The 22,096-nt window shown below is 67.5% G+C and carries 19 protein-coding genes and 1 riboswitch; of the genes, 7 read left to right on the top strand and 12 right to left on the bottom strand.

Annotated elements, in window-relative coordinates:
• Window positions 1-6: 6 nt before the first annotated feature.
• Window positions 7-113, bottom strand: a riboswitch (S-adenosyl-L-homocysteine riboswitch).
• A 29-nt stretch (window positions 114-142) separates the two neighbouring features.
• From AC3RCE_RS01235 to urtA, 10 genes are all read right to left on the bottom strand, one after another.
• Window positions 143-1,846, bottom strand: a complete 1,704-nt coding sequence (locus AC3RCE_RS01235; RefSeq protein ID WP_218296559.1) for an IPTL-CTERM sorting domain-containing protein — start codon at window positions 1,844-1,846, stop codon at window positions 143-145.
• Between the two features lie 123 nt (window positions 1,847-1,969).
• Complete coding sequence (locus tag AC3RCE_RS01230; RefSeq protein WP_370627742.1) at window positions 1,970-2,683, bottom strand: hypothetical protein; 714 nt, start codon at window positions 2,681-2,683, stop codon at window positions 1,970-1,972.
• A 146-nt stretch (window positions 2,684-2,829) separates the two neighbouring features.
• Window positions 2,830-3,870 (bottom strand): aliphatic amidase, encoded by a 1,041-nt coding sequence (locus AC3RCE_RS01225; protein WP_218296557.1) that lies wholly within the window; start codon window positions 3,868-3,870, stop codon window positions 2,830-2,832.
• A gap of 15 nt (window positions 3,871-3,885) precedes the next feature.
• Window positions 3,886-4,230, bottom strand: a complete 345-nt coding sequence (locus AC3RCE_RS01220) for an FmdB family zinc ribbon protein (RefSeq protein ID WP_057228095.1) — start codon at window positions 4,228-4,230, stop codon at window positions 3,886-3,888.
• A 33-nt stretch (window positions 4,231-4,263) separates the two neighbouring features.
• Entirely contained in the window at window positions 4,264-5,490 is a 1,227-nt protein-coding gene (gene fmdA / locus AC3RCE_RS01215; protein WP_218296556.1) for a formamidase, read from the bottom strand.
• 206 nt (window positions 5,491-5,696) lie between these two features.
• Window positions 5,697-6,386, bottom strand: a complete 690-nt coding sequence (gene urtE / locus AC3RCE_RS01210; RefSeq protein WP_218296555.1) for an urea ABC transporter ATP-binding subunit UrtE — start codon at window positions 6,384-6,386, stop codon at window positions 5,697-5,699.
• A 39-nt stretch (window positions 6,387-6,425) separates the two neighbouring features.
• Window positions 6,426-7,169: an urea ABC transporter ATP-binding protein UrtD gene (gene urtD / locus AC3RCE_RS01205; protein WP_121507918.1), complete on the bottom strand. Its 744-nt coding sequence runs from the start codon at window positions 7,167-7,169 to the stop codon at window positions 6,426-6,428.
• Between the two features lie 19 nt (window positions 7,170-7,188).
• Entirely contained in the window at window positions 7,189-8,400 is a 1,212-nt protein-coding gene (gene urtC / locus AC3RCE_RS01200; protein WP_492254344.1) for an urea ABC transporter permease subunit UrtC, read from the bottom strand.
• Between the two features lie 46 nt (window positions 8,401-8,446).
• Window positions 8,447-9,361: an urea ABC transporter permease subunit UrtB gene (urtB, locus tag AC3RCE_RS01195; RefSeq protein ID WP_492254343.1), complete on the bottom strand. Its 915-nt coding sequence runs from the start codon at window positions 9,359-9,361 to the stop codon at window positions 8,447-8,449.
• A 158-nt stretch (window positions 9,362-9,519) separates the two neighbouring features.
• Window positions 9,520-10,785, bottom strand: a complete 1,266-nt coding sequence (gene urtA, locus AC3RCE_RS01190) for an urea ABC transporter substrate-binding protein (protein WP_487255829.1) — start codon at window positions 10,783-10,785, stop codon at window positions 9,520-9,522.
• Between the two features lie 234 nt (window positions 10,786-11,019).
• On the opposite strand from urtA, the gene AC3RCE_RS01185 reads away from it, so the two are divergent.
• Both AC3RCE_RS01185 and AC3RCE_RS01180 read left to right on the top strand, forming a co-directional pair.
• The gene (locus AC3RCE_RS01185) at window positions 11,020-14,460 is read left to right on the top strand and encodes a hybrid sensor histidine kinase/response regulator (RefSeq protein WP_492254342.1); all 3,441 of its coding nucleotides are present in this window, start codon (window positions 11,020-11,022) and stop codon (window positions 14,458-14,460) included.
• Window positions 14,457-15,368: a response regulator gene (locus tag AC3RCE_RS01180; protein WP_492254341.1), complete on the top strand. Its 912-nt coding sequence runs from the start codon at window positions 14,457-14,459 to the stop codon at window positions 15,366-15,368. The genes AC3RCE_RS01185 and AC3RCE_RS01180 overlap by 4 nt, the downstream gene beginning before the upstream one ends.
• 215 nt (window positions 15,369-15,583) lie before the next feature.
• Here the strand turns inward: AC3RCE_RS01180 and AC3RCE_RS01175 are convergent, their stop codons facing one another.
• Window positions 15,584-16,045: a PACE efflux transporter gene (locus AC3RCE_RS01175; RefSeq protein WP_218296549.1), complete on the bottom strand. Its 462-nt coding sequence runs from the start codon at window positions 16,043-16,045 to the stop codon at window positions 15,584-15,586.
• A gap of 76 nt (window positions 16,046-16,121) precedes the next feature.
• Here AC3RCE_RS01175 and AC3RCE_RS01170 point away from each other — a divergent pair, with 76 nt between their 5' ends.
• Window positions 16,122-17,093, top strand: a complete 972-nt coding sequence (locus tag AC3RCE_RS01170; RefSeq protein ID WP_218296548.1) for a LysR family transcriptional regulator — start codon at window positions 16,122-16,124, stop codon at window positions 17,091-17,093.
• A gap of 3 nt (window positions 17,094-17,096) precedes the next feature.
• Here the strand turns inward: AC3RCE_RS01170 and AC3RCE_RS01165 are convergent, their stop codons facing one another.
• Window positions 17,097-17,933, bottom strand: coding sequence for an MBL fold metallo-hydrolase (locus AC3RCE_RS01165; protein WP_492254340.1), 837 nt, complete (start codon window positions 17,931-17,933; stop codon window positions 17,097-17,099).
• Window positions 17,934-18,052: 119 nt separating this feature from the next.
• Here AC3RCE_RS01165 and AC3RCE_RS01160 point away from each other — a divergent pair, with 119 nt between their 5' ends.
• From AC3RCE_RS01160 to AC3RCE_RS01145, 4 genes are all read left to right on the top strand, one after another.
• Window positions 18,053-19,069: a helix-turn-helix domain-containing protein gene (locus AC3RCE_RS01160; RefSeq protein ID WP_492254339.1), complete on the top strand. Its 1,017-nt coding sequence runs from the start codon at window positions 18,053-18,055 to the stop codon at window positions 19,067-19,069.
• A gap of 104 nt (window positions 19,070-19,173) precedes the next feature.
• A complete protein-coding gene (locus AC3RCE_RS01155) occupies window positions 19,174-19,575 on the top strand; it encodes a GFA family protein (RefSeq protein WP_492254338.1) in 402 nt (133 codons plus the stop codon).
• 40 nt (window positions 19,576-19,615) lie between these two features.
• Window positions 19,616-20,509, top strand: a complete 894-nt coding sequence (locus tag AC3RCE_RS01150) for a PPK2 family polyphosphate kinase (protein WP_492254337.1) — start codon at window positions 19,616-19,618, stop codon at window positions 20,507-20,509.
• Between the two features lie 182 nt (window positions 20,510-20,691).
• The gene (locus AC3RCE_RS01145; protein ID WP_218296543.1) at window positions 20,692-22,011 is read left to right on the top strand and encodes a Glu/Leu/Phe/Val family dehydrogenase; all 1,320 of its coding nucleotides are present in this window, start codon (window positions 20,692-20,694) and stop codon (window positions 22,009-22,011) included.
• Window positions 22,012-22,096 lie beyond the last annotated feature (85 nt).

The raw sequence follows: 22,096 nt of genomic DNA, 5'->3' as shown, positions 1-22,096 counted from the left end.
AGGGGGTTCAGGTGAGCGTCGTTGTCAATGTACTGAGGGATGCGCGGCCCAAGCCTGACGAGCCGCCATGCCCCACCAGGGCACGGCAAGCCGCTGCAACGCTCCTTGGACCAGGGGCCGATTGTAGTTGGCCCGCCCGCGGTCAGCGCATCTGGCGGCGCTGGCCCAGCGCGGCCAGCAGCACCAGGCCGGCGAGCAGCCACAGCGCCCATTCCGACAGGGATGGAATCGCGCTCGGGGCCGCCGCGATGGTGTCGGTGTCGGTGGCGCTGTTGTTGCCGGGGTTGGGGTCGGTCACGCCACCTGGGGCCGCGACGGTCGCGGTGTTGACCAGTGTCCCCGTCGCCGACGCGCCCACCGTGGCGCTGACGGTGTAGGTCACCGATCCGCCCGCGGGCAGGTTGACGGTGTCGTTGATGCTGCCACTGCCCGAGGCCGTGCAGGTGCCGCCGCCCGCGCCCACGCAGGTCCAGGTGCCGGTCAGCACCGCGGGCAGGGTGTCCGCCACCGTTGCCCCAGCGACGCCGGAGGGCCCGGCATTGCTCGCGGTGATGGTGTAGGTCACCGAGCCGCCCGGGGTGGCCGTGGTCACGCCGTCCGTCTTGGTGATGGCCAGATCCGCCTGCGGCGTGACGGTGTCGGTGTCGGTGGCGCTGTTGTTGGCCGGGTTGGGGTCGGTCACCCCGCCCGGCGCCGTCACCGTCGCCGTGTTGACCAGCGTTCCCGTGGCCGCCGCACTCACCGTGGCGCTGACGGTGTAGGTCACCGAGCCGCCCGCGGGCAGGTTGACGGTGTCGCTGATATTGCCGCTGCCCGCCGCCGTGCAGGTGCCTCCGCCCGCGCCGACGCAGGTCCAGGTGCCCGTGAGGGCGGCGGGGAAGGTGTCCACCACGCCCGCGCCTGCGGCGTTCGATGGGCCGGCGTTGCTGGCGGTGATGGTGTAGGTGACCGAGCCGCCCGGAACGGCCGTGGTCACACCATCCGTCTTGGTGATGGCCAGGTCGGCTTGCGACGCGAGGGTGTCGGTGTCGGTGGCGCTGTTGTTGGCGGGGTTGGGATCGGTCACCCCGCCCGGCGCTGTCACCGTCGCCGTGTTGACCAGCGTTCCGGTCGCCGAACCGCTGATCGTGGCGCTCACCGTGTAGGTGACCGATCCCCCCGCGGGCAGGTTGACGATGTCGTTGATGTTGCCGCTGCCCGCCGCCGTGCAGGTGCCTCCGCCCGCGCCGACGCAGGTCCAGGTGCCGGTGAGCGCGGCAGGGAAGGTATCGAGCACCGCGGCCCCCGACGCATTGGACGGCCCCGCGTTGCTGGCGGTGATGGTGTACGTCACCGATCCGCCCGGAACGGCCGTGGTCACGCCATCGGTCTTGGTGATGGACAGATCCGCCTGTGGCGTGAGCGTGTCGGAGTCGGTGGCGCTGTTGTTGGCTGGGTTGGGGTCGTTCACGGCAGACGTCACCGTCGCGGTGTTGGTCAGCGTGCCCGTCGCAGACGCATTGATCACGGCGCTCACCGTGTAAGTCACCGAGCCGCCCGCGGGCAGATTGACGCCATCGTTGATGTTGCCGCTGCCCGCCGCCGTGCAGGTGCCGCCGCCCGCGCCCACGCAGGTCCAGGTGCCGGTGAGCACGGCCGGAAAAGTGTCCGCCACCGTGGCACCGACGGCGGGGTCCGGCCCTGCATTGCTGGCGGTGATGGTGTAGGTCACCGATCCGCCCGGCGTGGCCGTGGTCACTCCATCGGTCTTTGTGATGGAAAGGTCCGCGTCTTGGGCATGCGCTGCGGTCGCGGCCACCATGGCCAACAAGAACGCAGTGAGCCACAGCAATGCACGTTGGCGCATGGTGAAGTCCCGATTTGGAGTGGAAGGGTGGCCAAAGTGTAACGCCACGTTTCCATCTGGAACGTTCATGCGCGTCGGCGCGCGCTGACGGCGCGTCCCGCGCTGGACGCGGTCGAATCGCCCTTAACGCACCGGCAGAAACTGCAGGAAAGTCCCGCCCACGATACCCTGCACGTAGCTGATGGCAGCGCGGCGGTACTTTTCGGTGGTCAGGGCGGCCAGCAGGTCGAGCCGCGCGATGACCTTGCCGAACTCGCGCTCGAAGCTCAGGTTGCGGCCCTGGGGCCCGATTTCGTCGGCCAGCAGCAGCGGCTGGCCCTGGGCATTGCGGCGCTGGGCCAGCAGCCACACGGCGCTTTCCACATTGCGCGCGGCGTTGTAGAGGTGCTGGGCATCCACACCGTCGAGCAAGAAGAACTCGGTCTTGCCGCCATGGGCCGTGATGATCATGTCGGCCGTCGCATGGATGAACGCCGCCACGCGGTCTCCCGCAAACTCCGGCGCCAGCGCAAAGCCCATCGCGGCGATGTCACGGCGCCCCTGCAGTGGCGCCCAGGGCTGGCGCTGCAGGATGGCCGTGCGCACCTGCTCGGCGGCGTGCTCGCGGCTGGTGGTGCTGGTCTTGCGCCATTCGGCGGGGTTGCGGCGGTAGAGCTTGTCCATGAGGCGGAACAAGCCCTCCAGGTTCTCCTGCATGGCCAGCGTGGCCAGGCGGTTCATGTCGGACTGGGCCAGCTCACCGGGCGCGGCGGATGCGCCCTTGACCTCGCCGCGCTGCGTGGGCGCGTTGCCCGCGCAGCCCGCGAGCACGGCGCACAGCAGCGCACAGGACGACATCCACAGGATAGAAAAGAACGGCCCACGCATGGGGGCCGATTATCGGGCGCAGTGCGGGCCTCGCACAGGCGGTTGACACTGTTTGAAGATCTCAGGCCGCTGCAGTGCATCGAACGGGCGAACCCGCGCCACACCCCCCTTTGGCGTCAGCTGCGGCCTGCGCTGTCAGGGTTGGGGATGCCCTTCATCGGGCATTCCTCGGTGCCCACCATGGGCCGGGTGATGGCTTCCACGGCCTTGCGGGTGCCTTCGGGGTCATTCACCCAGCGGGTGTAGAAGTCATACGGGCAGGCGGCCACGCCCTGGTCCCCGTCGCGGGAGTTGATCATGCCGGTGTAGCCCCGGTGCAGCAGCTTGAAGAGGTGGTTTTCGGACTGCCCGTTCCTGCGGAAGTCGCGGATCAGGCTTTTTGACAACGCTGCGTACTGCACCCCGTATTCCTCCTCGCCGCATTCACCGAGCGTTCGGCCATCAAAGCCAATCAGCGCGCTGTGGCCAAAGTAGCTGTACACGCCGTCGAACCCGGCGGCATTGGCCACGGCCACGTAGGTGTTGTTGGCAAAGGCCATGGCCTTGCTCATCAGAATCTGTTGCTCCTTGGCGGGGTACATGTAGCCCTGGCACCGCACGATGAGCTCAGCGCCCTTCATGGCGCAGTCGCGCCAGATCTCGGGGTAGTTGCCGTCGTCGCAGATGATGAGGCTGATCTTCAGGCCCTTGGGGCCTTCGCTCACGTACGTGGTGTCCCCCGGGTACCAGCCTTCGATGGGGGTCCAGGGCATGATCTTGCGGTACTTCTGCACGATCTCGCCCTGGTCGTTCATCAGGATCAAGGTGTTGTACGGCACCTTGTGCGGATGCTTCTCATGGCGCTCGCCGGTGAGCGAGAAAACGCCCCACACCTTGGCCTTGCGGCAGGCGGCGGCGAAGATCTCGGTCTCCTCGCCGGGGATGGTGGCCGCCGTGTCCATCATCTCCTGGGCGTCGTACATGATGCCGTGGGTGCTGTACTCCGGAAAGATCACCAGGTCCATGCCGGGCAGGCCGGTCTTCATGCCCACCAGCATGTCCGCGATCTTGCGCGCGTTGTCCAGCACCTCGGCCTTGCTGTGCAGGCGTGGCATCTTGTAGTTGACCACCGCCACGCCGACGGTGTCCTTGCTGCTGGAGATATCGCCGTGAATCATGGTGAAGCACCCCTATCAATGAGAAATCATCCAGGGCCGTTTGCTGGGAAACGCCTTGGCGCCGCTGGGCGCCGTCACCGTGGCCTTGCGGCTTTGCGATGACGAACAGCAACCACAGCCTGCAGGGTGCTTGAGGCGGGCGTAGTCGCCCGAGCGCTGCGGCTCGTGCCGCGCGCGCTCGTTGGTGGCGATGGCGCTGCGCGCCGACGCGCTCATGAGCGCCAGGCGCGGTGCGGTGGCAAACACGCGCGGCGATGCGGCGCCGCAGTCCGGGCAGGCGGCGGGTTCGTTGCGGTCGGCCAGCAGGCGGAAGGCATCAAAACCGCCACACTGGGCACAGGCGTAGTCGTAGGTGGGCATGGCGGGTTCTTTCTGGCGAAGGCGCCCCGTGGGTCAGGCCAGATCGGGCGACAGCGGCATGACCACCGAGCCATCCAGGTGCTGGACCGGCCCTGCGGCGCTGGGGTTGATGTCAAAGTCAAAGATCTGCGTGGGCAGCCACAGCGTGGCGCAGGCGTTGGGCACATCCACCACGCCGCTGATGTGGCCCTGCACCGGGGCTGTGCCCAGGATGGAATACGCCTGCGCGCCCGAGTAGCCGAACTTCTTGAGGTACTCGATGGCGTTCAGGCAGGCCTGGCGGTAGGCCACGTTCACATCCAGGTAGTACTGCTTGCCGCTTTCGTCCACGCTGATGCCCTCGAAGATCAGGTAGTCGTTGTAGGTGGGCGTGATGGGGCTGGGCTTGAAGATGGGGTTCTTGATGCCGTACTTGGCCATGCCGCCCTTGATGAGCGTGACCTTCATGTGCACCCAGCCCGCCATCTCGATGGCGCCGCAGAAGGTGATTTCGCCATCGCCCTGGCTGAAGTGCAGGTCGCCCACCGACAGCCCGGCACCGTCCACATACACCGGGAAGAACACCTTGGCGCCGCGCGACAAGTCCTTGATGTCGCAGTTGCCGCCATGCTCGCGCGGTGGCACCGTGCGGGCCCCTTCGGCAGCCGCCTTGGCCTTGGCATCGCCCGTGAGGCGACCCATGTGCGCGGTGCCCGCCGAGGGTGGGTTGGCCAGCCCGGCCGTGGGGTCCGAGTCGATCAGGGTCTGCTCACGGGCGTTCCACTGTTCCAGCATCTTGCGGTCGGGCAGGCATCCGATCAGGCCGGGGTGGATGAGGCCGGCGTACTTCACACCTGGCACATGGCGCGAACTGGTGAACATGCCATGAAAGTCCCAGATGGACTTTTGCGCCTGGGGAAAGTGCTCGGTCAGAAAGCCGCCGCCATTTTTCTTGCTGAAGAAACCGTTGAAGCCCCACAGGCTGTCCTGCTTGGCGCCAATGTCCAGCAGGTCCACCACCAGCAGGTCGCCCGGCTCGGCGCCCTTCACGCCCACGGGGCCGCTGAGGTAGTGCACCGTGGTCAGGTCGATGTCGCGCACGTCGTCGGCGCTGTCATTGTTCTTGATGAAACCGCCGGTCCAGTCGAACGTCTCCAGCACGAACTCATCGCCAGGGTTGACCCAGCAGGCCATGGGGATGTCGGGGTGCCAGCGGTTGTGGATGTTCTCGTTCTCGGTGGGCGACTTGCTCAGATCGACCTTGATCAGGGTTTCAGCCATGGCGTGCTCCTTGGAAGGGTGGGTGGACAGAGGAAAAAGTGGGGGAAGAGAGTCCAGGGCTTGCACGGCAAGCGCCCTGCGAAACTGTCACGGCGAAGGCCAGTGCCCCCGCGCAAGGGCCGCCCCGCCGCGCTGGGGGCGTTCCCCTCCTGCAGCGCGCAGCGATGCGAGAGAGGGGGAAGGCGCGAAGCGACACAGGGGGTGCCTCATACAGACAAATAAGCCTTGATGCGCTGCTGGTCGGTGTCAGCGCGTGCCGTCTCATGCACCAGGCGGCCGCCCTCGATGACGAACAGCCGGTCGGCCACGTCCATCGCGAATGACAGCACCTGCTCGCTCACCACGATGGTGATCTGGCGCAGCTTGCGGATCTCGTTGAGCGCCTTGGCGATGTCCTTGATGATCGAGGGCTGGATGCCCTCGGTGGGCTCGTCGAGCAGCAGCACCTTGGGGTCGGTGACCAGCGCTCGCGCAATGGCCAGCTGCTGCTGCTGCCCGCCCGACAGGTTGCCGCCCTTGCGGCGGCGCATGTCCCACAGCACGGGGAACAGCGCGTAGATGTCTTCGGGAATCTGCCGCGTCTTGGAGTTTTCCAGCCCGGTCTCGATGTTCTCTTGCACCGTGAGGGTCGGGAAGATCATGCGGCCTTGCGGCACATAGGCGATGCCCTTGGCCACGCGGCGAAAGCTCTCGTCTTTGGTCACGTCCTGGCCTGCCACGGTGATCTGGCCGCTCTTGACGGGCATCACGCCCATGAGGCTCTTGAACAGCGTGGTTTTGCCCATGCCATTGCGGCCCATGATGGCCACGGTCTCGTTGGCACGGCCGTCAAACGAGATGCCGTGCAGCGCCTCGCTCTGGCCGTAGGCCACAAACAGATCTTTGACTTCCAGCATGCTGCGCTCCTGTGGGGGTTCGGTGGGCGGGTGGCGAAGTCAATGACCGAGGTACACGTCGATGACCTTGGGGTCCGCCTGCACCTTCTCCATGGGGCCTTCGGCCAGGATCTTTCCCTGGTGCATCACGGTGACCTTGTGGGCAATGCGCTTGACGAACTCCATGTCGTGCTCAATGACGATCACCGCGCGGTTCTTGCAGATGCGCTGCAGCAGCTCGGCCGTCAGCTCACGCTCGCGGGCGCTCATGCCAGCGATGGGCTCGTCCAGCATCAGCAGCTCGGGCTCCTGCATCAGCAGCATGCCGATCTCCAGCCACTGCTTTTGCCCGTGGCTGAGCAGGCCCGCCTCGGTGTCGAGCTTGTCCCCCAGGCCGATGTCCTCGGCCACCACCTGCACACGCGCCTTGACTTCGTCGGTGCACTTGAACGCCAGCGCGCCCAGCACCGAGCGGCCCGCGGGGTAGGACACCTCCAGGTTCTGGAAGACCGACAGGTTCTCGTAGATGGAGGGTGTCTGGAACTTGCGCCCGATGCCCAGCCGCACGCGCTTGTGCTCGGCCATGCGGGTGAGTTCTTCGTTCTTGAACTTGATGCTGCCCCCTGTGGCGCGCGTCTTGCCGCAGATCAGGTCCAGCAGCGTGGTCTTGCCCGCTCCGTTGGGGCCGATGATCACGCGCAGCTCGTTCTTGTCGATGTACAGCGTGAGGTCGTCGATGGCCTTGAAGCCGTCGAACGACACGGTCAGGTCTTCAATGGCCAGCGCGAAGTCGGTGTTGCTCATGAGGGGTGCTCCGGTGGTTTCAGACGCCCTGGCGGCTCACGCCGTCAGGCAGCGCGGCAGACGGTACGGGCGACGATGCCGCCGCTGGCCCAGCATCGGCGGGTGGGCGGGCTGCGGGTGCCCGGCCTTGGGCGGACGCCTGGCGCAACGCTTCGCGGCGGCCCTTCCACCAGGGCACCACATGGCTCTCCCACAGGCCCGCCAGGCCCATGGGGAAGGCCATGGTCACGCCGATGAAAAGCCCGGCCATGAGGAACAGCCACAGCTCGGGAAAGCTCTCCGAGAAATACGTCTTGCCCGCGTTCACCAGCAAGGTGCCATACACGGCCCCCACCAGGCTCATGCGCCCGCCCACGGCGGCGTAGATCACCATCTCGATGGACGGCACGATGCCCACGAAGCTGGGCGACATGAAGCCCACCTGCAACGAGAACATCGCCCCACCGATGCCCGACAGCGCGGCGGCCAGGCAGAAGGTGAAGACCTTGAAATTGGCCACGTCGTACCCCGAAAAGCGCACGCGGTCTTCCTTGTCGCGCATGGCCAGCAGCAGCGTGCCCACCTTGCCGGTCTGTATCCAGCGGCACAGGACGATGGAGCCTATGAGCAGCGCCACGCACACGTAGTACAGGATGTACTTGGCGCTGTCGGTGCGCGTGTCCCAGCCCCACAGGGTCTTGAGGTCCGTCATGCCGTTCACGCCCCCGGTGTAGCCCTGCTGGCCGATGATGAGCACGGTCAGGATCAGCGCCACGGCCTGCGTGATGATGGCAAAGTACACGCCGCCCACGCGGCGCTTGAACATCGCGAAGCTGATGACCCAGGCCAGCACCGTGGGCACCAGGATGACCGCTGCCAGCGCAAACGGCAGGCTCTTGAAGGGAATCCAGAAGTTGGGCAGCTCGGTGATCTGGTTCCAGTCCATGAAGTCCGGGATGCCGGGCGTGGACTGGATCTTGGTGCTGATGGGGTCCGACGCTTCGAGCTTGAGGAACATGGCCATGGCATAGCCCCCCAGGCCAAAGAACACGCCCTGCCCCAGGCTGAGCACGCCGCCGTAGCCCCACACCATCACGAGGCCGATGGCGACGAACGCATAGGTGAGGTACTTGCCCACCAGGTTCAGCCGAAAGATGTCGAGTGCCAGCGGCAGCACCACGGCCAGCAGCACGGTGAGCAGTACCAGACTGGCGAGCTGGTAGCGCAGGATCCAGGCTTTGAGGGCGTTCATGCGGAGACTCCGGTGGGCTCGAAGGAAATGGACAGTTGAGCGAATTTCATCGGCGAACTTTGGAGGCGAACAAACCCTGCGGCCGCACCATCAGGATCAGCACGATCAGCGACAGCGTGATCATCTTGGCCATGGAGCCCGCCAGGAAAAACTCGGTGATGGACTGCGTCTGCGCAATACCAAAGGCCGACACCACGGTGCCCAGCAGGCTGGCGGCGCCGCCAAAGGTCACTACCAGGAAGGCGTCCACGATGTAGAGCGAGCCCGATGTAGGGCCGGTGGAGCCGATGGTGGTGAACGCCGCGCCCGCCACACCGGCAATGCCACAGCCGATGGCAAAGGTCAGGCGGTCGGTCTTCTGGGTGTCGATGCCGATGGCGTTGGCCATGACGCGGTTGCTCACCGTGGCGCGCACCCGCAGGCCCCAGCGGCTTCGGTGCAGGGCCAGCAGCACGCCGCCCGTGACCACCGCCGTCAGCGCCAGCACGAACAGGCCGTTGATCGGGATGTCCAGCCCCTCGGCGGGCGCCCACGAGCCCAGCAGCCAGTCGGGCAAGGTCGGGCTGACCTCCTTCGGGCCGATGAAGGTGCGAAACGACTGCTGCAGGGCCAGGCTGATACCCCAGGTGGCCAGCAGGGTGTCGAGCGGGCGCTTGTACAGGTGGCGGATCAGTCCCCACTCCACCAGCCAGCCCGCCACAAACGCAAACCCAAACGCCGCCACGATGGCCAGCGGAAAGTAATACGGAATCATCTGCGGCGCATGGTTGGCCGCGAGGGTGGAGCCCAGGTAGATGGTGTAGGCGCCAATGGTCATGAACTCGCCATGCGCCATGTTGATCACGCCCATCTGCCCAAAGATGATGGCCAGGCCCAGCCCCATGAGCAGCAGCACGGCAAACAGGCTCAACCCGGCAAAGCCCTGCATCAGGCCAATGTTCATCATTTCGGAAAAGGTCATGTTGCAGCTCCTGCGTGGGCAGCATTGGAAAACGAACAGCGATGCCATGGGGCGGCCTCTTGCGAGGGACACCGAGGAAGGGCCGCTCCGCACCGAGGGTGTCGTCCCCCTCCCGCGCAGCGAGAGAGGGGGAAGGCGCGAAGCGCCTCAGGGGGTGTTTATTGATAACCCTTGGGGAATGGATCCGGCTTGATCAGCGCGGGCGACTCGGACACCACCTTGAACGAGGCATCCGGCATGCCCATGGCGATGCGCGACTTGCTCCAGAGGTGGTGGTTGGCATCCACCTTCACATAGCCCTCGGGCGCGGTGGTCAGCTCAATGCCGGGCGATGCGGCCACCACCTTGTCCACGTCAAAGCTCTTGGCTTTTTCGACAGCAGCCTTCCACAACCAGGGGCCCAGGTAACCCGCCTGGGTCACGTCGCCAATCACGGCGTCCTTGCCGTACTTGGCCTTGAAGGCCGCCACAAACTTCTTGTTGTTCTCGTTGTCGAGCGACTGGAAGTACTTCATTGACGAATAGAACCCATTGAAGTTCTCGCCGCCCACGCCAGTCATTTCGTCCTCGGTGACGGACAACGTCACCAGCAGTTGCTTGTCGCCCGTGATGCCTGCCGCCTTGAGCGCCTTGTAGAACGCCACGTTGGAGCCCCCCACCACCGCCACAAACAGGCAATCGGGCTTTTGCACCTTGATCTTGTTCATCAGCGAACCGAAGTTGGTGCTGCCCAGCGGGTAGTACTCCTCGCCGACGACCTTGCCCTTCTGGAAGTTCTCGATGTGCTTGCGCGCAATCTTCATCGAGGTACGGGGCCAGATGTAGTCGGAGCCGATGAGAAAGAAGCTCTTGGCCTTCTTCTCGGTCTTGGCCCATTCCAGGCTGTACAGGATCTGCTGCGTGGCTTCCTGGCCGGTGTAGATCACATTCTTGGACTGCTCCAGGCCTTCGTAGAACGTGGGGTAATAGAGCAGGCCGTTTTCCTTTTCGAACACCGGCAGCACGGCCTTGCGCGAGGCGCTGGTCCAGCAGCCAAACACGGCGGCGCAGCGGTCGTTGATGAGCAGTTTTTTGGACTTCTCGGCAAACGTGGGCCAGTCGGAGGCGCCGTCTTCCTTGATGACCTTGATCTTTCGGCCCAGCACGCCGCCCATGGCGTTGATCTGGTCAATGGCCAGCTGCTCTGCCTGGATGGAGCCGGTTTCGGAAATCGCCATGGTGCCGGTGGCCGAGTGCAGCTGGCCCACGGTGACTTCTGTGTCGGTGATGGCCAGCTTGGTGGTGTTGACCTGGGCCGTGGGCTGGCCAAAAGACCAGGCGGGCAGGCCCGCTACCGACGCGGCGCCCAGCGCCTGCAGGATGCGACGGCGGCCGGGTTCGGCCTGGGCGGAGTCACTAAAGCGGGGGTCGGACGGGTGGCTCATGAAGACGCTCCTTGCAGGATCGGTGTGAATGAATGAAGGAAGGAAGGGACGGGACCAAAGCGGTTTGTTTGCGCTGTGGAATGAAGGTTAGGGACAACCCTTGCATGCGCCCATACGTCAATTAACGTAGGGCTGCCTACGCACCCCGGTGCGCACCCTGCGCATGGCCCCGCGCACCCGTGCAGCGCCCCAACGCGGTGCACGCCTAGAACGCTTCTTGCTTGAAGCCTGCGCATGGCCCCACCGCTCCCACCCAACGCCCAGAGCGCGCCGCAGACCATCTTCCGGTTCCGGCGCGAATACAACGCGTGGGTGGCCGACGAGACCATGGAGGACTACGCGCTGCGCTACACGCCCAAGAGCTTTCGGCGCTGGAGCGAATTTCGCGTGGCGAACACCGCATTTGGGTCGCTATCGTTCCTGGCGCTGGAGGCCATTGGTGGTGCGATTGCGCTGAACTACGGCTTCAGCAACGCCATGTGGGCGATCCTCACCGTGGGGTTGCTGATCTTTCTGACGGGCCTGCCCATTGCCTACTACGCCGCGCGCTACGGCCTGGACATGGACCTGCTCACGCGCGGCGCGGGCTTTGGCTACCTGGGCTCCACCATCACGTCGCTGATCTACGCGGTGTTCACCTTCATCTTCTTTGCGCTGGAGGCGGCCATCATGGCGCTGGCGCTGCAGATGGTGGTGGACTGGCCGCTGGAGTGGTGCTACATCGCGTCGTCGCTGGTGGTCCTGCCGCTGGCCATGCGCGGCATCACCCTCATATCGCGCCTGCAGGCGTGGACGCAGCCGCTGTGGCTGTTCCTGCTGCTGCTGCCCTTTGTGTGGATTGCATTGGCCCAGCCGCAGCTGTACCGCGACTTTGCGGGGCTTTCGGGCCTCAAGAGCGGCAGCAGCCAGTTCGACCCGCTCATGTTTGGTGCAGCGGCCGCGGTGATCTTTTCGCTGGTGGTGCAGATTGGCGAGCAGGTGGACTTTCTGCGCTTTCTGCCCGAGCGCACGTGCGCCAACCGCCTGCGCTGGTGGGGCGCCGTGCTGGTGGCCGGCCCTGGGTGGATCGTCATGGGCATGCTCAAGATGGCGGGCGGGGCCTTTCTGGCGTTTGCCGCGCTGCAGTTCGAGGTGGGCGCCCAGCGCGCCGCCGAGCCCACGCAGATGTTCCTCGCAGGCTTTCACCAGGTCATGCAGGCGCTGGGCCTGCCAGGGCTGGCCGTGGCGGTGACGGTGGTGTTCGTGGTGGTGTCGCAGATCAAGATCAACCTCACCAACGCGTACGCGGGCTCGCTGGCATGGTCCAACTTTTTCGCGCGCGTCACCCGCAGCCACCCGGGGCGTGTGGTATGGCTGGTGTTCAACGTGTTGATTGCCACGCTGCTGATGACGCTCGGGGTGTTTGGAGCGCTGGAGAAGGTGCTGGCCGTGTACAGCAACGTGGCCATCGCCTGGGTGGGCGCGCTGGTGGCCGACCTCGTCATCAACAAGCCGCTCGGGCTCTCCCCCAAGGGCATCGAGTTTCGGCGCGCGCACCTGTACGACTTCAACCCCGTGGGGCTGGGCGCCATGGTGCTGGCGGCCACGGTGGCCTGCGGCGCCTATGCGGGGCTGCTGGGCGAAGAGGCGGCCGCGTTTTCGCCTTTCATCGCGCTGGTGCTGTCGATGGCGCTGGCGCCGCTGCTGGCCTGGCTGACGCAGGGCCGCTACTACCTGGCGCGCGCGCCGGGCAACGAGTGGCGCCCCGGCGAGATCGTGCGCTGCGCCGTGTGCGAGAACCAGTTCGAGTCCGAAGACATGGCGCGCTGCCCGGCCTATGCCGCGCCCATTTGTTCGCTGTGCTGCTCGCTGGAGTCCCGCTGCCACGACCGTTGCAAGACCGGCTCGCGCGCGGCCGACCAGTTGCGCGGCGTGGTGATGGCCCTGCTGCCGCAGCGCTGGGCCATCAAGGTGAACTTTCGCCTCGGACAGTACCTCATGGTCGTGGTGTCGCTGTGCGCGGTGATGGCGTTTCTGGTGGGCGTGGTGTATGTGCAAGAGAGCCTGCAAACCCCTGCGCCCGAGCAGGTGCTGCGGATGCCGTTCCTCAAGGTGTTTGCGTTGCTGGCGCTGCTGGCGGCCGTGTGCGCGTGGTGGGTGGTGCTGAGCACTGACAGCCGGCGCATGGCGCAAGATGAATCAGAGCGGCAGACGCAGCTGCTGCTGCAGGAGATCGAGGCCCACAAGCGCACCGACGCCGAACTGCAGGCCGCCAAGGACCAGGCCGAGTCGGCCAACCAGGCCAAGACACGCTACGTGGCGGGCATGACGCACGAGCTGCGTTCCCCCCTCAACAGCATCCTGGGCTACACGCAGATCCTGCTCAAGAACCCGCACACCGAAGGCTGGATGCGCGAGACGCTGTCCACCATGCAGCACAGCGGCCAGCACATGCACGCGCTCATTGACGGGTCGCTGGAGCTGGCGCGCATCGAGGCCGGGCGCCTGCGGCTGGACATGGCCCCGCTGCCGCTGCCCGACCTGATCGAGAACATCGAAGCCATGCTGCGCCCGCAGGCCGAGGCCAAGGGCCTCCACTTTGTGGTGGAGACACTGGGCACCATGCCCGGCTGGATTCGGGCCGACGCCAAGCGCCTGCGGCAGATCCTCATCAACCTGCTGTCCAACGCGGTGCGGTTTACCGAGCGCGGCGAAGTGCGGCTGCGCATGGACTTTCGCCAGCATGTCTCGCGCATTGAAGTGATCGACACCGGCATCGGCATCGAGCCGCAAGACCTGGAGCGCATCTTTGTGCCGTTTGAACGCGGCAGCGCGGGGCGCCGGGCCAGCGAGGCGGGCACGGGCCTGGGGCTGACCATCACGCACCTGCTTGCCGAGCTGATGGGTGGCCAGCTCACACTGACCAGCACCCCGGGCCAGGGCAGCACCTTCACCGTGCGGCTGTACCTGCCCGGCATTGCGGTGGACCCGGCCTGGACCCCGCCCAGCCGCGCCACGCTGCGCCCGGTGATCGGCTACCTGGCACCCCGGCGCACGCTGCTGGTGGTGGACGACCAGCCCCTGCAGCGCCAGCTGCTGGCCGGCCTGCTGGTGCCCCTGGGCTTTGATGTGCGCGAGGCCGCCAGCGGCCGCGAATGCCTGGAGATCGTGCGCCAGACACCGCCCGACCTGGTGCTGCTCGATATCACCATGGACGACCTGGACGGCTGGCAGACCGCTGCCCTGCTGCGCGCGCTGCGCCCCGCGGCCGAGCTGCCCGTCGTGTTCGTATCGGCCAACCTGTTTGAACATGAAGCGACGCGCCTGGCCGCCCAGCAGTGCCAAGGCTTCGTGGGCAAGCCCGTGATCGAATCCGAACTGCTGCAGGCGCTGGAGCACGCGCTGCAGCTGGAATGGGTGCGCGACAACACCCCGCTGGCGCCCGGCCCGGATCCCGCCGCAGGCCCCGCCAACCCGGACGACACCCTGGCCACCCTGCCCGAAGAGCTGCGCGAAGACCTCACCCGCCTGGCACGCTCCGGCCAGGCCGCCGCGCTGCGCGAGCGGCTGCGGCGCGCACGCGGCGACCTGCCGGGCCACGCCGCCACGCTGGCGCTGCTGCAGGCCAGCGCCGACCGCTTTGACTTCGAAACCCTGGCACGCCACCTGCGCGAGCCCGAAGAGGGAACCCCATGAACGACCAACCCGACGCCGCCCCACAGATCAGCCAGCGCGTGATCCTGGTGGTGGACGACGCGCTCGACACCCTGCGCATGCTGTGCGATGCACTGGCCGCCGAAGGCTACGCCGTGCTGGCCGCGCGCGATGCCGAAGAAGCCCTGCAGCGCTTTGACCTCACCGTGCCCGACGGCGTGCTGCTGGACGCGGTGATGCCCGGCATGGACGGCTTTGCGCTGTGCCGCCAGCTCAAGGCCACCCCGCCCTGGTCGCATGTGCCCGTGGTGTTCATGACGGGCTTGTCGGACACCGAACAGATCCTGCAGGGCTTTGCCAGCGGCGGCGTGGACTACGTGGTCAAGCCCCTGCGTATCCCCGAGGTGCTGGCCCGGCTGGCCACGCATGTGCGCAACGCCCAGGCCACGCGGCTGGCGCGCGAGGCGGTGGACGTGGCCGGGCTCGGCGTGGTGGTGCTCGACGGCCAGGGCCGCGTGGCCTGGCGCTCACCGCAGGCCACGCGCTGGCTGGAGACAGCTTTCGCCCGTGAGGAGGCACCGGCCGAACGCGCGGCCGCCTGGCTGGTGCAGGCGCGCCGGGAGGGCGCGCAAACCCTGCCCCTGGCCGATGGCCGGCAGCTGCTGGCCCGGCACATGGGCACCAGCGGCCTGGCCGAATCCATGCTGCTGCTCAGCCACGCGCAGCCCGAGGCCGCCGCGCCACGCCACCTGCAGCAGGTGGCGCTGACCCCGCGCGAGACCGAGGTGCTGTCCTGGCTGAGCAAGGGCAAGACCAACCGCGACATCGCCGACATCCTGGGCATGAGCCCGCGCACGGTGAACAAGCACCTGGAGCACATTTTTGAAAAGCTGGGGGTGGAAACGCGCACCGCCGCCGCGGCCATTGCGGGGCAGTTGCTGCAGGTCTGAGTCCGGATTTTCCGGATGGGCCACGCCTGCCCCCATTCGTCCGGGCGGAGCCTGTCGACGCCAGGGCGCTCCTTGCGAGCGGCCCTTCGACGGGCCCGGGCGACCGGCTGATCCGAGGCAGGCACCCATCAGGTCAGTTGAGGTCAAATTGACCTTTGGCGCTTATCCATCAAGCACCAATAGCTATTAATTTGATAGCGAAATTCCTTGCAACCTCAGGCAGCCACGGGCTCCATGGCCGAGGCCGGCAGGCCGAACAGATGGTCGAACACCCAGTTGAAGACAAAGGTGTAGCACAGGAAGAACACGATCAGCCCCAGGTCCATCACGAACGCGTGCCACAGGCTGATGCCGAACCACCACGCGAACAGCGGCACCAGCGTGAAGACCAGTCCGCCCTCGAAACCGATGGCATGCGCCACGCGCCGCGCCACGCTGCGGCCGCGCACGGGCTGGCGTGCTTCCCAGCGCTCGAAGGCCCAGTTGAAGATGATGTTCCAGAGGATGGCAATCACCGAGGCCGCCACGGCCACCACGCTCGAATGGCCCGCGCCCTGACCCGTCAGCAGGGCCAGCCCCGCCGTCGCCGCCACGATGGCGATCAGTTCGTACAAGGTCACATAGATCAGGCGGCGCTTGAGGCCCTGAAGACCAAAAAGAGTAGGTTTCTTGTCCATGGGCCGGACTTTATATTCAACAATCTGACATATAAAGTCAGCTTGTTTCAGTTTTATTGATAGATCAGGAACCACCATGGCCTTCAGTTCCGACAGCGTGCAGGTCTTTCTGGCCGCGCTGGACCACGGCTCGTTCTCGGCGGCGGCACGCGCTCTCTCGCGGGTGCCCTCGGCGGTGAGCATGACGATGGCCCATCTGGAGGCCGAGCTGGACGTGCAGCTTTTCGACCGCAGCGGGCGCGAGCCCCGGCCCACCGCGGCGGCGCGTGCGCTGGAGCCCCAGGCCCGGCTGCTGGCGGGCCAGTTGCAGCAGCTCAACGCCCAGGCGCTCGCGCTGACCCAGGGGCTGGAGGAGCGGCTGACGCTGGCCATCGCCCCCGAGCTGCTCGCGGCGCGCTGGACCGGGCCCCTGGCCGCGCTGGCGCAGGAGTACCCGCTGCTCCAGGTCGAGGTGCTGGCCGCGCCGCAGGTGGATGCGCTGGAGCTGCTGCACGGCGGCCGCGCCCAGCTGGCGCTGGTGTTCGAGCGCCCCAGCATCGACGGGCGCGAGGGTTTCCAGGAGGTGGGCACCGAGACGCTGGTCGCCGTGATCGCCCCCGAGCATCCGGTGCTGGAGGGCGCACGGGCGTCGGCGAAGGCGCGGGGCGAAGACCCCGGGCGCGCCATGCTGCGCGAGGAGCACCTGACCACCACGCGCCAGATCGTCGTGGCCAGCCGCGACCTGGCGCAGACCGATCCCCGCTTTGTGTTTGCCCGGCACCACTGGCGCACCGACAACCACCTGGCCGCGCTGGGGCTGATCGAAGCGGGCCTGGGCTGGGGCTGGCAGCCCCGCGCGCTGGTGCAGCCACGCATCGAGGCCGGCCGCCTGGTGGAAATGCCCTTCGAGAACCTGAGCAACGGCACCGCGCTGTGGGTGGACGTGGTGTGGTCCAAGGAGCGCCCGCTGGGCCTGGGCGCGGCGCGCTTCGTGGCGCTGATGCGGGAGAGCACGGGGGTGCGCACGGCCCCCGGCGACTGCACCCTCAAGAAGGGCTCCAGCGCCTGACCATCATGCGCAATTAGCTATTATTTTAATAGCATCCGTGCCGCCAGCCGTGCGCCGGAGCCGCCGCGCCTCGCCGTCCTCGGGCACCCACAGGCGGTGCGCCCAGCCGCCCTGCTCGGCCAGCGCACGCACTGCCGCGCGGGTGGTGGGGCAGTGGTCCAGGGCCTGCAGGTGGTTGACCACCAGGGTGCCGGGCGTCAGCGCGGCGGCCTCGGCCATGTCGGCGGCGTCCATGAGGATTTCCGCGCCGATGTCGAAGCGCGCCCCCCCAGCGGGCAGCACCGCCACATCCGGCTTCAGTCGCGCCAGGCAGTCGCGCACGGCGGGGGTCAGCAGCGTGTCGCCCGCCAGGTACACGCGGGGCTCGCCCGGCAGCTCCAGCAGGTAGCCATGGCCGTGCTCCATGAACCGGCCGATCCAGCCCCGGCCGTGCACGCAGGCGATCGGCGTGACATGGCCGCCCAGCGCGAACGGCTGGCGTTGCGGGCCGGACAGCGGCCACACCGCCAGGCCCCGTTGCGCCAGGTAGCCCGCATCGCGCGGCATGCAGACCACCGGAATCTGCCGCTCGCGCAGAAAACGCTTGCCCGCGCGGTCCAGGTGGTCGAAGTGGCCGCGCTGGCAGTGCGTGATGAGGGCGTGCGTCACGCGCTCCAGCGCCGCGTCCGTGCCCGGCGGCAGGTCGACGATGGGATTGCGCTCGCGCCCCTGGCCCAGGTAGCGCAGCGCAGGCAGGGCGCCGCGCGGGGCGAGCATCGGGTCCACCAGCAGGCCCACGGGGCGGCCTTCCGATGAGAATTCCAGCAGGACGGTGGCATTGCGCAGATGGGTGATGTGCATGGGGGTCTCCAACAGGGCCGGGGGGTGGGTCGATGGCCGATTGTGGGATGCCGCGGCCTGCGCGAGAATGGCCTGATCGGACAACTTCTTGCCATTTCCGGCCAACCACTTCTTCCCCCATGGCAACACCCGTCGAGCCATCCCTCCCGCGTCGCTCCGTGCCGCCGCCCGCCGCCCCGCTGCGCCTGGGCCTGCTGCTGTACCCCGGCTGCATGCCGGCGGGCCTGTTCGCTGCCGCCGACATGGCCCGCGCGGCCGGCCTGCGGGTGCAGCGGCCCGTGGTGCAGACGCAGTGGGTGGGCGCCGACCTGCAGCCCGTGCCCACGTGGCAGGGGCCGGCGCTGGCGCCCACCGCCGCCCTGGCCGGGGCCGATGTGGATGCGGTGCTGGTCCCCGGCCTGTGGCTTTCGTCCACGAACGGCCTGGCCGCGCAACTGCAGCAGCTGGCCCCGGTGGTGCGGGCCCTGGCCGCCCTGCCCCGCCGCACGCAGGTGTGGAGCTACTGCGCCGGTGTGCTGCTGGCCGCCGCCAGCGGCCGCCTGCGCGGGCGTGGCGCCACGGCCACCTGGTGGCTGCGCGCCGCGCTGGAGCAGCAGTTCGGCGCCGTGCGCTGGCGCTTCGACGAACCCCTGGTGCAGGACGGCGCCGCCACCACGGCGGCCGGTGCCAACGGCCACCTGCCGCTGATGCTGCACGCCCTGGGCGCGCGGATCGCGCCCGAGGCCCTGGCGGACCTGCAGGCGCTGCTGATGCTGCCGCGCCCGCGCGCCACCCACCCGGCGTTCGCGGGGCACGACCTCATGGCCACGGCCGACGCCGACCTGCGCCGCGCCATGCTCTGGGTGCAGCGCAGCCCCGCCGCAGAGCTGCGGCTGCCCGCGCTGGCGGACGCGCTGGGCGTGTCGCCCCGCACGCTGGCGCGCCGGGTGCAGGCCCACACGGGGCTGCCGGCGGCGCACTGGATGCGCCGCATCAAGCTGCGCCAGGTGGGCGAGGCGCTGTGCGACACGCCACGGCCCTTGAAGCGCATCGCCGAAGACCTGGGTTTTGCCAGCGAAGCCGGCCTGCACCGGGCCTTTCGGCAGGCCACGGGGCAGACGCCGCTGGCCTACCGCATGGCGCACGGGCGCGGTTGAAGAAAGAACCCCGGCAGAAGGCTGGCGGGGTAGCCCCGCAGCCGCGCTTTTGCGATCATCCGCCCTCGCCCTGCAAGATCGCCACACGTTCCGAGGACCCGCCCATGCCCCAGACCTACACCGCCACCTGCCACTGCGGCGCCGTCCATGTGCAGGCGGGCCTGGACCTGAGCCAGCCCACCTTCCGCTGCAACTGCTCCATCTGCCGGCGCACGCGCTTCTGGGCAGCCGTGGCGCTGCCGGGCCAGTTCCACATCGTGCGCGGGCAGGACGAGCTCACGCGCTACCAGTTCAACACGCGCAAGAACCTGCACTACTTCTGCAGGCACTGCGGCGTGCGCGTGTTCGGCCACGGCACCGAGACGCCGATGGGCGAGATGTACGGCGTCAACGTGGGCTGCATCGACGGGCTGACGGACGAAGACCTCTCGCGGCTGGTCATCGTGCGCATCGACGGCCGGCACGACCAGTGGCAGCAGCCGCCGGCCCACGCAGGCCACTTGTGAGCTAACCTCTTTCACACCAACGCACCGCCCCTGGAACCCCATGCCGTCACCCCTGATTCCCAAGTCCCGCAACAAGGCCGCCGAGCTCTGGTCGCAATGGCAACCCGGCAAGCCCGCCGATGGCGAGGGCAAGGGCAGCAGCCGGGGCAAGCCGCCACGCGGCGTGTCGCTGCAGGACTACGACCCGGGCGCCAAGCCGTTTTCGCAGGGCGAGAAAGCCCGGGACAAGGCCGCCGTCGAGGCGCTGGCCGAGGAACTCGATGCGCTGCAGAACCTGTTCTATGCCGACAAACGCTACAAGCTGCTGGTGGTGCTCCAGGGCACCGACACCTCGGGCAAGGACGGGACGATCCGGGGCGTGTTCGGCCGCATGAGCGCCCTGGGCGTGCATGCCGTGGGCTGGAAGGCGCCGACCGAGGCCGAGCGCGCCCGCGACTACCTCTGGCGCATCCACCAGCAGGTGCCACAGGCCGGCGACATCACGGTGTTCAACCGCAGCCACTACGAGGACGTGCTGGTGCCCGTGGTCAACGGCTGGATCACGCCCGAACAGCACCAGCAGCGCCTGGCCCACATCAACGACTTCGAGCGCATGCTCGGCGAAACGGGCACCATCGTGCTCAAGTTCCTGCTGCACATCAGCCCCGAGGAGCAGCGACAGCGCCTGCAGGAGCGCCTGGACGATCCGGCCAAGCACTGGAAATTCAGCATGGGCGACATCGAGGTGCGCAAGCAATGGGCGGAGTACCAGCGCGCCTACGACGCCCTGCTGGCCGCCACCCACACGCCCTGGGCACCGTGGACCATCGTGCCCGCCAATTCCAAGACCCACCGCAACCTGATGATCGCCACCGTGCTGCGCGAGGTGCTGCAGAACCTGGACCTGCGCTACCCGACGGGCGACCCGGCGCTGACCCATTTCACGGTGAAATGACCGGCGTGGCGGGCGGCCGCCCGGTGCCCGCGCCCGGCGCGGCCCATGGTGCAGTGCCGCATGGGGCGGTCGTTTGCGTGGTTATGCAACAAATGCATAACACACAAACACTACGGCCTTAGACAGCGTGCGGCGGCAGGCATAAGCTTCGCGGCTTGAACTGATCCCACAAGGAATTCACCATGTCTTCATCCACGGGCGCCCCAGCCTCCAACCCCGCAGGCGCAGTCCACACCCTGCCCTCGTACCTGCAGGCCGACCACCTCGGCCCCTGGGGCAACTACCTGCAGCAGGTAGACCGCGTCACCCCCTACCTGGGCAGCCTGGCGCGCTGGGTGGAAACGCTCAAGCGCCCCAAGCGCATCCTGATCGTGGACGTGCCGATCGAGCTGGACAACGGCACCATCGCCCACTACGAGGGCTACCGCGTGCAGCACAACCTGAGCCGGGGCCCCGGCAAGGGCGGCGTGCGTTTCCACCAGGACGTGACGCTGTCGGAAGTGATGGCCCTGTCGGCCTGGATGTCGGTCAAGAACGCCGCCGTGAACGTGCCCTACGGCGGTGCCAAGGGCGGCATCCGCGTGGACCCCAAGAAGCTCTCGATGGGTGAATTGGAGCGCCTGACGCGCCGCTACACCAGCGAGATCGGCCTGCTGATCGGCCCCTCCAAGGACATCCCCGCCCCCGACGTGAACACCAACGGCCAGATCATGGCCTGGATGATGGACACGTATTCCATGAACGTGGGCGCCACCGCCACCGGCGTGGTGACCGGCAAGCCCGTGGACCTGGGCGGCTCGCTCGGCCGTGTGGAGGCCACCGGCCGCGGCGTGTTCACCGTGGGCGTGGAAGCCGCCAAGCTCACCGGCCTGGCGCTCGACGGCGCCCGCGTGGCCGTGCAGGGCTTTGGCAATGTGGGCGGCATCGCGGCCAAGCTGTTTGCCGAAGCCGGCGCCAAGGTGGTGGCCGTGCAGGACCACACCGGCACCATCTTCAACGGCAAGGGCCTGGACGTGCCCGCGCTGCTGGCGCACGTGAAGACCCGGGGTGGCGTGGGCGGCTTCGCCGGCGCCGATGTGATGCAGCCCGAGGAGTTCTGGGGCGTGGATTGCGAGATCCTGATCCCCGCCGCGCTCGAAGGCCAGATCACCAAGGACAACGCGGGCCAGATCAAGGCCAGGCTCGTGATCGAAGGCGCCAACGGCCCCACGACCACCGAGGCCGACGACATCCTGCACGACAAGGGCGTGCTGGTGCTGCCCGACGTGATCGCCAATGCCGGCGGCGTGACGGTGAGCTACTTCGAGTGGGTGCAGGATTTCTCCAGCTTCTTCTGGAGCGAGGACGAGATCAACGCCCGCCTGGTGCGCATCATGCAAGAGGCCTTCGCGGGCATCTGGCAAGTGGCGCAGGAGCACAAGGTGAGCCTGCGCACCGCCACCTTCATCGTGGCCTGCCAGCGCATCCTGCACGCCCGCGAAATGCGCGGCCTGTATCCGTAAGCGCCCGCAGCGGCTGCGCCGCTTCCCCGCGGGGACACGCCGGTGGCCTGGCGTGAAGGCGCCGCCTGATTGCGCAGGGGCACTT

It is taken from the genome of Acidovorax sp. GW823-FHT05D11 (assembly GCF_058795695.1).
Note: the sequence above shows the minus strand (reverse complement) of the source record. Positions and strands in the feature narration are given on the sequence as shown.